The 15731-nt window shown below is 34.7% G+C and carries 9 protein-coding genes; 8 read left to right on the top strand and 1 reads right to left on the bottom strand.

Features of this window, described 5'->3' with window-relative positions; translation table 11 throughout:
- Positions 1-15: 15 nt before the first annotated feature.
- Positions 16-5682, bottom strand: a complete 5667-nt coding sequence (locus tag H8R24_RS07690) for a PAS domain S-box protein (RefSeq protein ID WP_187017981.1) — start codon at positions 5680-5682, stop codon at positions 16-18.
- A gap of 568 nt (positions 5683-6250) precedes the next feature.
- On the opposite strand from H8R24_RS07690, the gene H8R24_RS07695 reads away from it, so the two are divergent.
- The 8 genes from H8R24_RS07695 (at position 6251) to H8R24_RS07725 (ending at position 15630) form a co-directional block, all read left to right on the top strand.
- Positions 6251-7711, top strand: a complete 1461-nt coding sequence (locus H8R24_RS07695; protein ID WP_187017982.1) for an NAD(P)/FAD-dependent oxidoreductase — start codon at positions 6251-6253, stop codon at positions 7709-7711.
- 49 nt (positions 7712-7760) lie between these two features.
- Entirely contained in the window at positions 7761-7892 is a 132-nt protein-coding gene (locus H8R24_RS18285) for a hypothetical protein (RefSeq protein ID WP_262891095.1), read from the top strand.
- Between the two features lie 167 nt (positions 7893-8059).
- Positions 8060-9373, top strand: a complete 1314-nt coding sequence (locus tag H8R24_RS07700) for a TolC family protein (protein ID WP_187017989.1) — start codon at positions 8060-8062, stop codon at positions 9371-9373.
- Positions 9374-9855: 482 nt separating this feature from the next.
- Entirely contained in the window at positions 9856-10938 is a 1083-nt protein-coding gene (locus H8R24_RS07705) for an efflux RND transporter periplasmic adaptor subunit (protein ID WP_187017983.1), read from the top strand.
- Positions 10939-11134: 196 nt separating this feature from the next.
- A complete protein-coding gene (locus H8R24_RS07710) occupies positions 11135-14326 on the top strand; it encodes an efflux RND transporter permease subunit (RefSeq protein WP_187017984.1) in 3192 nt (1063 codons plus the stop codon).
- Between the two features lie 72 nt (positions 14327-14398).
- Positions 14399-14704 carry a hypothetical protein gene (locus H8R24_RS07715; protein WP_187017985.1) on the top strand — a complete coding sequence of 102 codons (306 nt, stop codon included), beginning with the start codon at positions 14399-14401 and terminating at the stop codon, positions 14702-14704.
- 49 nt (positions 14705-14753) lie between these two features.
- On the top strand, positions 14754-14939 hold the full coding sequence (locus tag H8R24_RS07720; protein ID WP_187017986.1) for a YgaP family membrane protein: 186 nt from the start codon (positions 14754-14756) through the stop codon (positions 14937-14939).
- A gap of 235 nt (positions 14940-15174) precedes the next feature.
- Positions 15175-15630 (top strand): MarR family winged helix-turn-helix transcriptional regulator, encoded by a 456-nt coding sequence (locus H8R24_RS07725; RefSeq protein WP_187017987.1) that lies wholly within the window; start codon positions 15175-15177, stop codon positions 15628-15630.
- Positions 15631-15731: the final 101 nt, after the last annotated feature.

Here is a 15731-nt window from a genome sequence, read left to right on the forward strand (position 1 = left end):
ATCCGGTTCCAAAAATTACTGATGCAACCATTTTAGCAAGGTACTCTCAAGATCTGCCATCATGATTGGTTTTGGGAGGTAATCATCCATTCCTGCTTCAAAACATTTCTCTTTTTCACCAGTCAAAATCCCAGCTGTTACTGCAATTATAGGCACTTTATCCCCATCTCCATGAGCTTCTAATTCTCTAATTTCATAAGTAGCTTCATACCCATTTTTATTAGGCATTTGTATATCCATTAAAATAAGATCTGGCTTTTCTTTTACATACATTTCAAGACCTTCGTTTCCGTCCTTTGCTTCAAATACGGTACAATTAGTCATTAATCGTTTAACCAGCGTTCTAGCAAGTAACATATTAATTTTATTGTCTTCTACAATTAGTACTTTTTTATTATCTAATAATACGCTAGGAACATCATTTAGCTTGCTACTATCGTTTTCAAAGCTAGAAACCCTACTTTTCTTGGGCGTTATTTTTTTTAATTTAATTTCAAAATTGAAGTCACTACCTTCTCCGTACTTACTATGCAAATGCAGTTTACTATCCATCAAGGTCAGTAAATTATTAGATATCGACAAACCTAGACCAGTTCCTCCAAATTTTCGACTCGTTGAATTGTCTTCTTGAACGAAGGAATTGAATATTTTTTCGTTATTGTCTAATTTGATTCCGATACCAGTATCTTTTACAGAGAATTTTATACCGGAGTATTTCTTTTTCTCCAAACCTGTATCCGTAATATCAAGACTAATCTCTCCAAAATTGGTGAATTTTAAAGCGTTACTTAACAGGTTTACTAATATTTGTTTGAGTCGAATCGAATCGGCCAAAACAAACTCAGGAACTTCCTTGTCCATTGTATAGGTTAACTTGATCTGTTTTTGAGTAGCTTGGTATCGGAATAAATCGATTACCTGCTTGATTAGCTCATATAAATTTACTTCTTCAACATTTAGTTCTAATTTACCCGATTCTACTTTGGAGAAATCCAAAACATCATTCACAATATGCATTAATGAAGTTGCCGATTCACTAATGGTATTCATGTATTCTAACTGATTTTTTTCAAGATTTGACCTCATTAGCAAATCTGTAAATCCGATAATCCCATTCAAAGGTGTTCTTATTTCATGGCTCATATTCGCCAGAAAGTTAGTCTTGGCTTTATTAGCGGCTTCGGCTTGTTCTTTGGCGATAAGCATATTATCTTCCATTATTTTTCGATCAGTGATGTCTATAAAAGAGGTAATCACCTCAGCTAATTCTCCTTTATTATTAAAAAACGGAAATGAATTGAATAAAAGCCACCTTCTATCCTGAGGTTTTTTTCCTGTAATTCCTAAAACTAAATTCCTAACCGGTTGCAGGTCTTGTAATATTCTATATTTAGGACGTTCTTGAAAAGGCAATAAAGTACCATCTTCTTTTATAAATTGAATTTCATTAAAAATATTACTACTTCTCTTTATAAAATTACGAGACACACCCAAGATATCCGAAGATTTGGGATTGCTATTGATCATGGATCCATCTAGATTTTGAATAATAATTCCGGTATCTAAATTATTTAATAATCCTCTAAATCGCTCTTCACTTTTAAAGATAGCTTCATCACCCAGTTTTGATTTTGTAATATCTCTTGAAAGACAAATAAAGTGCGTCTCATTCTCGTCATTGACTTGCATGATGGCCACCGAAAGTTCAAACCAATGTAAACTATCATCAATATTCAATACATATTGTTTCCCTGTTGAAAACCCTTTGTCTGATGCTTCCTTCAGCGCTTGCTCACAAATATCGGCTACGTCAGAAGGCAACACATCTGAGAATTTTTTATTTAAAAACAAATGTGTAGGCATGGCCAATAGATCATCTCGGCGGGAACTGTAATTAAAAATTTTACCCTCAATATCTACCTCAAATAATAAATCTGGAATAGCCTCTAGTATGGCTTCCATTTTTTTGTGCATTTTTTTGAACTCCTCTTCACTTTTCTTACGAACGCTTATATTACGTACAATAGAAACAACCCTGTGGTCAACTAGTATTTTTGCCGAAATTTCAACCGAAATTATCGTTTGATTTTTGCATAACATATTCCTTTCAACAAAAATCTGTTCCCCTTTTCTAAGTTCTTCGAATTGTAACGGTCTTACTTCAAGCTCGACCGCAGTATATAGATCTCTAATGTTTTTAGATTCCAGTTCATCTTTGGTATAGCCTAACATTTCGCAAGCGCTATTATTTACCTCGATAAATCGACCTGAAATATCGTCTATGAATATCGCATCCGAGGCTTGTTCTACTACCCTTCCATACTTTTCCTCACTACTTAAAAGCGCTTGTTTAATATTTTGTAATTCGGTAATCTCCGTCATAGATCCTATAAAACGAATTGCTTTTCCTGCTTCATTTCTAATAATGACTGCTCTATCAAAAAAGTAGCCATAAGTACCATCTACTTTTAAAAATCGAAATTCATCCGACCAAGAAGTAAGTGTTGTACTGTTATAAATATATTCAACTTTATCACTTACTCTTTGTGCATCGTCCGGATGCAGTTTTGACCTCCAGAGTTCTCTACTGTCTATACTACTAAACCCATCTGAAGTACCAAAACCAAACAAATCTACAAATGCTTTATTATTCCAACTATTTCCTGTGAGCAAGTCCACCTCGGATATGGCATCTTTAGTGGCAACTGCAATCCTTTCGAATCGTTCATTTGCTGTTTTTATTGTGTTCTCAGCCTTAATACGTTCCGTAATATCTGTAATCGTGCCTATATAGCCTATGACTTCATTTTCTTTATTTCGTTCTGGAATTGCTTGCCCCATTACCCAAGAAATAGATCCATCCGGACGCACAAAACGGTATTCTGTTATGCCTTTCTCTCCTACTTTAGTTGCTTTTTCCCAAGCGTTTACCACTCTATTTTTATCGTCTTGATGCACGGCGTCAAGCCAGCCATTCCCGATAGCTTTCTCAAATGACAAGCCTGCAATTTCACACCAACTAGCATTGACAAAAGTAGTATAACCTGTTACATCTGTACGAAAAATACCAACGGGAGAAACCTCTGTCAATGCATGATAGCGTTGTTCACTCTCGAATACTTCTTGCTCTGCTTTCTCTTTTAATTTATCTTTTTCAAAAATTTCTAAGGCAAAGGCAACATCACCAGTAGCTTCTTGTAGCAAAGCAATTTCTGTAGTGTCAAAAAAGTTTTCCTCTGCTGCATAAAAGGCAAAGGAACCAATGGCGCGACCAAAAGTAATTATAGGCATTGCAATCATCGACTTAATCCCTTTACGCAATGCCTCATTACTCCAAGGTGCCATAACAGCATCATGCTCTATGTCATTACTGACTACATATTTCCCCTGCTTTATCGCTGTATAACAAGGCCCTGTACCAAACTGGTTCACATAATTTTCGCTCAAAGGAACCTGAGACAGATATTGCTCATCATCACCTGCGATCATGACGTGATCAATCTTTTCAGTGGATGGATTCACCATCCCAATCCAAGCAGTTTTAAATTTACCAAAGTCTATTGCAATGTTACAAGCCTCCTTAAAAAGAGTCTCTTGATCCTTAGTCCTTACAATCATTTGATTGATTTGACTGATGAATAAAAATAAACGGTTGCTTTTTAATATTTTTTGCTCTGCTTCTATTCTTTCTGTAATATCTGTAATAATACCGTGACAAATCACTGTGCCTTCTGCTTCACGAACTGGCAATGAGTTAGCCTCATGCCATACTAATCCTTTTTTAGGGTGATGGTATCTGTATTGGCATTTTAGCGGAATTAATTTTGTTTTGGTTTCCATAACCTCAAACATAAATCGCTCAAAATCATCTTTGTGAATCAAATCAAACATTTTGTCGACATTGTTTCTAATTTCGTTAAATTGAAAACCATAAATATCCATAACTACCTCACTAGCATAGGTATAACAAAAAGTCCCATCTAAGTTGCGTCGCATTGAATAAATCAACCCTGGCGAAGTAGCAGCTATCTTGGCAAAAACATCACGCTCTTTTTGTAAAATAAAATTTGACTCTATTTTATCTGTTACATCTCTAAAATTTGCAATTATGCCCTTTATAGCATTGTCATGCAATTTGTTATTCAACACACCCTCGAGCCATATATAATGCCCCAATTTGTGCTTTACTTGAACTAAAGCAGGGATTGGTACATCAGGACTATTGATTGCTTGTTGAACAATCTTGTAAACCGTTGGTAAGGAATCGGGATGATAGTATTCTTTATCAGGGATTTCATTGAACTCTTTATCTGTATAACCCGTTACCTTTTCGGATGAAACACTGCGAAAAAGCACATTTAATTGTGGATCAACAACAGTAATAATACCTTCATTATTCTCAACTAATGCCCTAAATCGCTTTTCGTTGAACTCGACTTTTTCTTGATTAATTTTTTCTTCAGTAATGTCTTTAATAAAACCAATGTATCTAGTATCTGATAGTTTTACAGCGTTCATTGTTCGCCATTTTACTTCGCCAGACTTTTGTTTTATTTGGTATTGATTCACAACTGAACCTTTTTCTTTCAAAATCTCAAAAGATTTTTTTAGATCGTCAAGTGAATCCAATACTAGCAATTCATTGAATGGTTTTCCTAAAAGTTGCTCTTTTGAAAAACCAGTCATTATCGTGATGGCATGATTGACATCTACATATTTTCCGTTTTCATCAACAACTATCACTCCATCAGGAGAGTTTTCGATATAAGATCTAAACTTTATGTTGCTTTGCTCTTCAACTGCTGTTATTTTTTGCGTAACTTCGGCTTGTTTCTTTAGCTTAAGTGCTTCTCTTAGTTGCTTCGTCTCAGTTATATCTTGTGTTGTGCCGCGCACTGCAACAACATCTCCTTTGTTATCTAGCACTGGATGTACGATGGCATGAACCCATTTCAGTTTTTTATTGTCTAGTATTGCACATTGTTCTATTTCGAATGGTTTTTTACTGTAACGCAGTGCGTCAATCTTACATAAAAAAATCTCCACGTCTTTTTCGGAAAAACGAGAAACATATTCTTGAAACAATTGCTGCCCTTTCTTTTTCTTTAACTCATAAATTACATACAATTGATGAGACCAAACCATTTTATGTTCATGAAAATGGTATTCCCAACTTCCTGTTTTTGATATTTTCTGGGCATTCTCCAGTAGAATTTTGTTTTCTAACAATTGTAGTTGGCTCTCCTTCGCAGCCGTTACATCTCGGCCAATTGCATAAATAATATCATTTACTTTATCTACACTGGTTGTCCATTGTATCACTACAGTTTGCCCATTCTTTTTGACTAGTCTATTTTCAAAATTGAGAGAATTAACCCCCTTTGATAATGCCAACAATTCATTTTGAGACTTTGCTATATCTTCGGGGTGAATGAAGCTAATTAATGGTTTCTCCAGCAATTCCTTCTTGGAATATCCTAATGATTTTACAAAGGTTGGGTTTATTTTTTTGTAAAACCCATCGTTCCCAGCGATGCATACCAAATCCAGAGATTCTTTTAAGTAGAACTCAAAATTTAATACTTGAGAATCGCGCTTTTGTAAAAGATCTATTTTGCTTTTTTGTTCCTGTACAAGCTTTAGCAATTCTTCGTATGTAGGTTTAGGGTAATTTGTACTCATAAAGTCAGACTAATTAGTAATGCAACTACCACTTTTACAGCTACTAAGCACAAATAAAAGCAATTTAAATCAATGCGTTGACACCCATTGAAACAATATTTAAAAATACAATTTTATATTATAAAAATCAAACGAACTTTTTAATTAAATAACACTCCTTAAAAACAAGTTTAATACTACATAAACAGATCAGGACCTGGATTATTTTTCGCACTGTGACATTTGTTACTGTGAGCCATAAATTGCCTCTCTACCTTTGTACTACAATTATACTTTAAAGAGTTGAAAAAATATACAATGATTTGATATTGTGATAATTATCATATTTTAAAATTAAAAAAAAACTTAATTTTATTCTAATACAATGGTTCAAATAAAAAAAAACAATCTTCAAATTATTATAATCTAAAAAAAGAAATGCTTTAAAAAGTTTAAAACTCTTAAGGAAACCATCCTAAGAGTTACAACTTCATTTTATTTCACTCATTTAAAGCTGCTCTGTAACAAATGTCACTGTTTTAAAAGTGATAATTTTTGACCTTTAAACTCTAATTTAAATTATATCCTTATGTCTAAAATAGTAATTATAGGAGCAGGAATTTCTGGCCATACAGCAGCGGCTCATTTACGACGAAAACTCAGTAAAGAACATGAAGTACTTGTTGTTTCTCCCAATCGAAATTACCAATGGGTTCCGTCGAATATTTGGGTGGGAATTGGGAGAATGAAATCCAAAGAATTAATTTTCCCTCTTGAACCATTATATAAAAGAAAAGGAATAGGCTACAAACAGGCCAAAGTAGTGTCGTTTCATCCTGAAGGAAATACCATAGAGAGTAAACCATTTGTAGCTGTCGAATATGTTTTTGGTAAAAACCAAGGCAAAACAGAAAATATAACTTATGATTATTTAATTAATGCTACGGGGCCAAAATTAGCCTTTGATATGACCGAGGGGCTGAATCCCGGTACAAATAAAGCCTACTCGGTATGTACTTACGATCATGCTGAACATGCATGGCAGGGTTTAAAAGATCTTATCAATCAATTAAAAAATTCGGATAAAAAAGCCAAAGTGTTAATCGGAACAGGTCATGCCAAAGCAACTTGTCAGGGCGCCGCATTTGAATATATTTTAAATGTTGAAAAAGAATTAGTGCGTCATGGCGTTAGAAACCAAGTAGAAGTTACCTGGATTTCCAATGAAAATGATTTAGGTGATTTTGGAATGGATGGTATGTTAATGGATTACAATGGTTTCAATATGAAATCCAAGGACATGATCGAAATGATTTTTGAAGACAGAGATATCAAATGGATTCTAGGTGCTGGCGTCTATAAAATTGAAGATGGAGTGGCACATTATGAAAATCTAGAAGGGGAATACAAAACAGAAGAGTATGATTTTGCCATGTTAATTCCCGCTTTTTCAGGTCATGGATTTAAGGCTTTTGATAAGAATGATACTGATATTACTGAAAAATTATTTAAAGGTTTCATGATTGTAGATGCTGATTATACTCCAAGACCTTATGAAGAATGGACGGTACAAGATTGGCCAGAAACCTATCAAAATCCTTCTTATAAAAATATTTTTGCTCCAGGGATTGCCTTTGCTCCGCCTCATTCTATTTCGAAACCAAGAAAAAGTAAAAATGGAACCGATATTTTTCCTTCACCACCTAGAACGGGAATGCCATCTGGAATTACTGCAAAATTAGTCGCTGATAACATCATCGATTCTATTAAATCCGGAAAAGAATCATTGCATCACAAAGGTTCAATGGGTAATATGGGAGCCGCTTGTATCGCTTCTGCAGGTTTTGGAATGACAAAAGGAAGCGGGGTTAGTATTACCACATATCCTATTGTTCCCGATTATATAAAATACCCCGAAACTGGCGGAAGAGACATCGGTAAAACCTTTGGAGACATCGGTTTAGCTGGACATTGGGTAAAATTGTCCTTGCATTATGCTTTTATTTACAAAGCAAAAATGAAACCTTTTTGGTGGTTAATTCCTGAATAGTCTTCAGAATATAACTAATAGACACAAAAATCAACTAAAAAATAAAATCATGACACAAAGAATATCAAAATCACAGCATTCAAAAATGCAAAACATATTCATACAATTTTTTAAATTTTTCTATTTAAACATTAGAATATTAAAAATTGTTGCTGGAGGACATGGCAGTACTAGAGGTTAAGAAAAACGACATATAATATCGTCAATCCTTTATGCAGCACAACTATCCAAAAGCATTTTAGAGTCAATTCTAAAATGCTTTTCTATTTAATTTACTCAGTGTGACATTTGTTACTGTGTAGCCCCTATTGCAAAATTATCTTTGTATAATAATTAGAAATAAAAATGATGAAGAAACTAAATTTAATAGTACTAATAGGAATAATTTCCATATCGACTTTCAGTTACGGTCAGGAAACGTTGGCTATTTCTAAAAGTGAGCTTTCGCAAAAGGTGAACGAGAAAAACTTACAGCTAAAAATTGCCAACCAAGATTTCAAGTCGGCTCAGGCTGATTACAAACAATCCGCAGCTATTTTTTTACCGAATATTACGGCTTCACATACCGCCATCTCGACTACAAATCCACTCATGGCTTTTGGGTCTAAACTAAATCAAGAAATCCTAACCGCATCCGATTTTGATCCCAATTTGTTGAATAATCCCAATCGCACACAAAATTTTGCTACAAAAATCGAGGTTTTACAACCACTAATAAATGTAGATGGAATTTACGGACGCCAAGCTGCAAAAGCCAAAATGAATGCCTTTGCATTGCAAACGGAACGTACCAAAGAATACTTAGAACTAGAAGTCAATAAATCCTATATGGAATTGCAACTTAGCTATAAAGCGGTTGCAGTATTAGAAAAAGCGAATACGACAGCAGCCGCTAATTTGAAATTAATAGAAAATTATTTCAAACAAGGAATGCTGCAAAAAACCGATTTACTATCGGTACAAGTACGTGTAAACGAAGTTAAGAATCAATTGCAATATGCTAAAAGTAATGTCCAAAATGCCTCTGATTATTTGGCTTTTTTACTAAATGAAGATATTGGCGATAAAGTATACAAACCAACAGAAGAATTAGAAAATAGCATTACAATTGCTAGTATTCCTACGCTAATTTCTGAAAACAGAAAAGACATTCAAGCGATGGATCAATCAAAAGAAGCGTATCAAAAAATGTTTCTTTCGAGCAAAATGAACTTCTTACCCCGATTAAATGCTTTTGGGAGTTATGAATTGTATGACGATAAATTGTTTGGCACGGCCGCCAAAGGTTATGTTGTAGGGGCGCAATTATCATGGAATGTTTTTGATGGTATGAAATCCATTGGAAAAATGGAAAGAGCAAAAGCCGATTTCCAAAAATCCGAGATAGAAACCCAACAGTACAAAGCCAAAAGCCAATTGGAATTGAACAAAACCAATCGTCAGATAAAAGATGCTGAGAATAAGGTAGCACTCTCCAAACTAGATTTAGAACAATGGCAAGAAGCGTATAGAATAAGAAGCAATCGTTTTACTCAAGGGCTAGAAAAAACAACCGACTTATTACAAACAGAAACTCAAATGTTCAAAAAAGAGTTGGACTATTTACAGGCGGTTTTTGAATACAATTTCACCCAGCAATATTTACAGTTTTTAACCAATTAGGAGTTGTTAGAAAATAGAAGAAAGAAAAATTGAACCACATAGCTATGTGTAACTATCCTAAAGCGTAGCATCTTTTTTTAAGAATATAAAAACTATGTTTCTATGTGGATAGAGAACACAAAAAGAGTAAAAAATAAAAGAAAATGGAACCACATAGAATCATAGAAAAAAAAGAATAGAATAGAAATGATTTTTGCACAAAGCTATATGCAACTATCCTAAAGCGTAGCATCCTTTTTTAAAGACTAGAAAAACTATGTTTCTATGTGGATAGAGAACACAAAAAGAGTAAAAAATAAAAGAAAATGGAACCACATAGAATCATAGAAAAAAATAGAATAGAATTAATTTATCCACATAGCTATGTGTAACTATTCTAAAGCGTAGCATACTTTTTTAAAGACAAGAAAAACTATGTTTCTATGTGGTTAGAAAATACAAAAAGAGTAAAAAATAGAATCAACAAACAATTAAATACTACCATGAAAAAAATATTTATACCAATCATAGCAATCGCCATATCAACCTTAACTTCCTGCAACGGAGAGAAAAAAGAAGCGTTAGCTGAATCTCCTGCAATTGTCGTTAAAGTAAGTGGCGCATCCCAAAATGACAACAGTCCGTTTGTAAGTGCCAGTGGGAAAATTGAAGCCGAAAACAGCGCAAATATAAGCACCCGAATGATGGGTTATGTAACCAAAGTTCATGTAACTGTAGGACAAAGAGTGAATGCTGGACAAACTCTTGTAAGCATTAATAATTCTGATTTACTAGCCAAAAAAGCACAAGTAGATGCAAGCATTCTGCAAGCCACTGCTGGGTACAACAACGCTAAAAAAGATTACGATCGTTTTTCAAATTTGTTTAAGCAACAATCTGCTTCGCAAAAAGAACTAGACGATATGACGGCACGTTATGAAATGGCTAAAGCGGGATTAGAAGGCGCCAAACAAATGAGAAATGAAGTTTTGGCACAATTCAATTATTCGAATATTACAGCTCCGTTTTCAGGGGTAGTGACCAACACTTTTGTGAAAGAAGGTGATATGGCAAATCCTGGAATGCCATTAGTAAGTGTGGAAGGCGCTTCAAAACTGCAAGTGACTGCTATGGTTTCGGAAAACGACATCAATGCAATCAAAAAAGGGATGCCGGTAAAAGTTTTAGTAAAATCGTCTAATAAAAACCTGACAGGGAAAGTGAGTGAATTAAGTACCTCAGCAACGAATACGGGTGGTCAATATTTAGTAAAAATCGATTTGGATAAAACCGACAGCTCTATTTTATCGGGCATGTTTGTCAATGTTCAGTTTCCTGTTGAAAACCAAGCGAATACTACTGCAAATGACATGCTTTTAATTCCGCTAACTGCATTGGTAAAACAAGGTCAACTGACAGGAGTATACACCATCGGTACCGAAAATGTTGCGATCTTAAGATGGTTGCGTATTGGTAAAACATTTGGCACTCAAGTAGAAGTTTTGTCTGGGTTATCAGCGAACGAACAATACATCGTTTCTGCCGAAGGAAAATTGTTTAACGGAGCGAAAGTTAGTGTTCAGTAAAAAAAGTTTAAAGTTTGAGGTTTAAAGTTTAAAGTTGATGAACCTAAACTATAAATGAATAAAAAAATAGTCCTTAATAGTGCGTGAGGGATAGCAGTGGAAATCCTTTTTGTTTTTTCTTTTAAAAACAAAAAGATTGAAACGAATAGCCCGACCCGACTTTTTGAGAGGGTCACGCCCAAATAAATAAATTATTATGCAAGAAGGAATTTCAGGTAAAATTGCCAATTTTTTCATCAATTCGAAACTAACCATTTTGATGATGATCGGTTTGATGATCATTGGTGTTTACAGTTCTTTTCTTATTCCAAGAGAAGAAGAACCACAAATTAATGTTCCCATGGCCGATGTAATGGTGGGTTATCCAGGAGCGAGCCCTACCGAAGTAGAAAGTCGTGTGGCTAAACCTTTAGAGAAAATTATCTCGAATATTAAAGGGGTGGAACACGTGCATACGATGGCAATGAATGGCCAAGCGATGCTTATTGTTCAGTTTTATGTAGGTCAAGATGTGGAGCGCTCGTATGTAAAATTGTACGACGAACTAGCAAAACACGAAGATATGTTCCCAAAAGGAGTGTACAAACCCATGGTAAAAACACGTTCTATTGATGATGTTCCTATGCTTGGTATCACGCTTTGGAGCGAAAAAATGGACGATTTTCAGTTGCGTCAAATTGCCGAAGAAGTAACATCAGAAATTGAAAAAGTAAAAGATGTTGCTATTACTAAAGAAATTGGTGGTAGAAGTAGAACACTAAAAGTAGTGCTTGACAAAGATAAAATGGCCGAAAACGGTATTGATCCGTTAGGAATTATGCAAATGATTCAAGCTAATAACGGAAGCTCACAGTCGGGTAGTTTTGTCAATCAGGACCAAGAATTTCTATTGACAACTGGCCAATTTTTGACTTCGGCGGATGATGTAGAAAATCTAGTGGTGGGAGTCAATAAAAACAGACCCGTTTACTTAAAACAAGTGGCTACCATTGCAGATGGCGCCGGCACAGCAAGAAACTACGTATCTTTTGGTTACGGAAAAACCAATGAAAACTATAAAAAAGCACAGTCTGAATATCCTGCTGTTACGATATCTGTAGGTAAAGTGAAAGGCGCGGATGCGATGAAAATTTCGGAAAAAATAATCGAAAAAGTAGACCATTTAAAGTCGAATTTGATTCCGAATGACGTTCATGTTGAAATAACACGTAATTACGGAGAAACGGCTTCGGACAAAGTAGGTGAATTATTAATGCACTTAGGAATCGCAATTTTGGCAGTTACTATTTTAGTGATGCTTGCTATGGGATGGCGCGGTGGATTAGTAGTATTCTTCTCGGTACCATTAACGTTTGCATTGACGCTTTTCAGTTATTATATGCTGGATTATACGCTGAATCGAATTACTCTTTTCGCCTTGGTTTTTGTGGTGGGAATTGTTGTTGATGATAGTATTATTATTGCCGAAAACATGCACAGGCATTTTAAAATGAAACGATTACCCTTTAAACAAGCCGCAATTTATGCGATAAATGAAGTAGGAAATCCAACCATTTTGGCCACATTCACAGTTATTGCAGCGATATTACCTATGGCATTTGTATCTGGAATGATGGGGCCCTATATGAGTCCGATGCCAATTGGAGCTTCGATTGCGATGATTTTATCGCTGTTTGTTGCCTTGACGGTGACACCTTATTTAGGATACCATTTATTGCAAGAAAAAGATACGCAAGAACATAAAGAAGCTGAAGGACTAGAAACTAGTTTCATCTACAGAATCTATAGTAAGCTAGAGCGTCCTTTACTAGAAAGCAGTAAAAGAAGAAGAATACTTGTTGGGATAACAGTATTGCTCCTAATAGGTTCGGTTGGTATGTTTTTCACTAAATCTGTTTTGGTAAAAATGTTGCCTTTTGATAATAAAAATGAATTTCAAGTGGTCATTGATATGCCTGAAGGAACTACGCTAGAGAGAACGGCAGCAGTTACTAAAGAAATTGCACAATATTTAACCACCATTCCAGAGGTAGTCGATTATCAAAACTACATTGGAACATCGGCACCAATCACTTTTAACGGATTAGTGCGTCATTATGATTTACGTGGTGGAAGCAATATGGCCGACATTCAAGTGAATTTATTACATAAAGAAGAGCGTAAATTACAAAGTCATGATATTGCAAAAATAGTACGTCCTGTAATTCAAAAAATTGCTGGTAAATATGGTGCTAATGTTAAGATTATTGAAGTTCCACCAGGACCTCCAGTGCTATCAACACTAGTTGCTGAAGTTTATGGTCCAAACTACAAAGACCAGATTAAAGTGGCAAAGCAAGTTAAAGATATTTTGCATAAAACAGACGGAATTGTAGACATTGACTGGACTGTAGAAGACAATCAAACAGAATACAAACTGGAAGTGGATAAAGAAAAAGCAATGCTTAACGGGATTGCACCACAACAAATAGTGGGGAATTTAACTTATTTATTGCAAGAATATCCAATTGCTAATTTGTATGCCGAAAATTCGAATGACAACGTAGCTATTGTTCTTTCGCTTGACGACAAGGACAAAACAAGCTTGCAAGACATTCAGAACTTGAAAATAAAAGGAAATCAAGGGAATATGATTCCAGTGAGTGATTTGGTTACAGTTGTTCGAGGAACTTTGCAAAAAACCATTTATAGAAAAGATCAAAAACGTGTGGTTTATGTCACTGCTGATATGGCTGGTGCACTAGAAAGTCCAGTCTATGCCATTCTAGGAATGACGGAAAAACTAGATAAAATGAAAGTTCCAAAAGGCTATAAAGTCAATGAATTGTACATGGAACAACCTACGGACGAAAGCGATTTTACGGTAAAATGGGATGGAGAATGGCAAATTACTTTGGAAGTATTTCGTGATTTAGGTGTTGCTTTTATGGTTGCCATCGTGATCATTTATATGTTGATTGTGGGCTGGTTCCAGAATTTCAAAACTCCAATGGTAATGATGTTGGCTATTCCGCTATCGTTAATTGGGATTGTTTTTGGCCACTGGCTGCTAGGTGCTTATTTTACAGCAACTTCATTTATTGGTATGATTGCATTAGCAGGAGTTATGGTTCGAAATTCGGTTTTGTTGATCGACTTTATCGAAATACGTTTGAATGACGGTATCGAACTAAAACAAGCTATTATAGAAGCTGGAGCAGTAAGAACCTCTCCTATTTTATTGACTACTGGAGCGGTTGTTATAGGAGCGTCGATCATACTATTTGATCCGTTGTTTCAAGGATTGGCGATATCATTAGTATTTGGAGCCATTGTTTCAACGATTCTTACTTTGATTGTAGTACCAATTATTTACTACATCACTGAGAGAAAGAAATGGGAAAAATAAAAATTGTTCAAAGTTTAAGGTTTAAAGTTACAGCACTAAAACCTTAAACTTCAAACCTTAAACAAAAAACAAATGAAACTACTAATCATAACAGCTATTGCGGCATTTGACGAAGATGTCAAAAAAATGCTTAAACAAGCGTCCGTAAAAACATTTACTTACAAAGCCGTTAAGGGATTTACGGACCTATCCGAAGAAGCAATTGAAAGCAACTGGTTTGCTAGCGAAATGAACGAAAATGAATCTGTTTTGTATTACGCTTTTGTAAAGAAAGAAAATGTAGATCTGTTTTTTGATCTCGTAAATGAATTTAATAGGAAACAGCAAAGTTTATCTCATATACACGTTGCCGTATTAAATATCGAAAAATCAAATTAACAACAATTAAATTAGAGGTCAAAAATGATTTGTACCTCGCAATGAAAACATGAAAAATAAAGCATTTAGAATTATAGTAGGTTCATTTATATTAATCAGTTTGTTACTGGCCACCTATGTGAATCAGAATTGGCTGTGGTTTACCGCATTTATCGGTATCAATCTAATCCAATCTGCCTTTACAAAATGGTGTTTACTCGAAACTATTTTAACCAAACTAGGCCTAAAAGACTAGTTTTATTATTTCAAACCAAGCCGAAACAAATGTTTCGGCTTTTTTTTGTTCCTAATTTTAAACGAATGCATAAGCCAAAGAACTAGTAAAATCAATACTTGGCGTTTACTTTACTCCTTCCCCTCCGTCATAAACAGATCATCCTAAATAATTATTTTAACAAAACAATAACTAACACTTGTATATACAAATAAAAAAAGTGTTACATTTGTACCAACAAATAAGAACCGCTGGTATGAAAATTGAAGATGAAATAAAAAGCACAGTGCCATTAGCCATTTCGAAAAAAATAATTTTGAATATTTTATACACACAAAATATGCAAAATGAAAAATTCAACGAGCTAATGAAACCTTACGATTTGTCTGGAGAACAATACAATGTTTTACGAATTTTACGTGGTCAGAAAGGAAATCCTGCCAATATGAATTTGATTCAAGAACGCATGATTGCCAAAACAAGTAATACCACTCGACTAGTTGATAAGTTATTATTGAAAAATTTAGTAACCCGCAATGTTTGCCCAGAAAACCGACGTAAAATTGAGGTACTGATTACTCAAAAAGGACTAGATGTTTTGAGCGATTTAGACCCAAAAGTCAATGAACATGAAGATAATTTTTCAAAAAACTTGACAACTCCTGAACTAGAACTATTAAATACATTATTAGAAAAATATAGAAACCACTAATTAGAACATCATGAGCACATTTTTATACCAAACGCATTTATTGTATAGACCAAATATTGTCTAAAAAAACATAGCTATAACCACAGATACTCATGACCTCT

The sequence above is a fragment of the Flavobacterium muglaense genome (assembly GCF_014305155.1).
GTDB lineage: Bacteria > Bacteroidota > Bacteroidia > Flavobacteriales > Flavobacteriaceae > Flavobacterium > Flavobacterium muglaense.

What these genes read in the sequence shown, in the direction of transcription:
- H8R24_RS07725 (WP_187017987.1), top strand. Translation starts at nt 15,175, where the DNA reads ATGAAAATTGAAGATGAAATAAAAAGCACAGTGCCATTAGCCATTTCG.
- H8R24_RS18285 (WP_262891095.1), top strand. Translation starts at nt 7,761, where the DNA reads ATGACACAAAGAATATCAAAATCACAGCATTCAAAAATGCAAAACATA.
- H8R24_RS07695 (WP_187017982.1), top strand. Translation starts at nt 6,251, where the DNA reads ATGTCTAAAATAGTAATTATAGGAGCAGGAATTTCTGGCCATACAGCA.
- H8R24_RS07715 (WP_187017985.1), top strand. Translation starts at nt 14,399, where the DNA reads ATGAAACTACTAATCATAACAGCTATTGCGGCATTTGACGAAGATGTC.
- H8R24_RS07720 (WP_187017986.1), top strand. Translation starts at nt 14,754, where the DNA reads ATGAAAAATAAAGCATTTAGAATTATAGTAGGTTCATTTATATTAATC.
- H8R24_RS07700 (WP_187017989.1), top strand. Translation starts at nt 8,060, where the DNA reads ATGAAGAAACTAAATTTAATAGTACTAATAGGAATAATTTCCATATCG.
- H8R24_RS07705 (WP_187017983.1), top strand. Translation starts at nt 9,856, where the DNA reads ATGAAAAAAATATTTATACCAATCATAGCAATCGCCATATCAACCTTA.
- H8R24_RS07690 (WP_187017981.1), bottom strand. Translation starts at nt 5,682, where the DNA reads ATGAGTACAAATTACCCTAAACCTACATACGAAGAATTGCTAAAGCTT.
- H8R24_RS07710 (WP_187017984.1), top strand. Translation starts at nt 11,135, where the DNA reads ATGCAAGAAGGAATTTCAGGTAAAATTGCCAATTTTTTCATCAATTCG.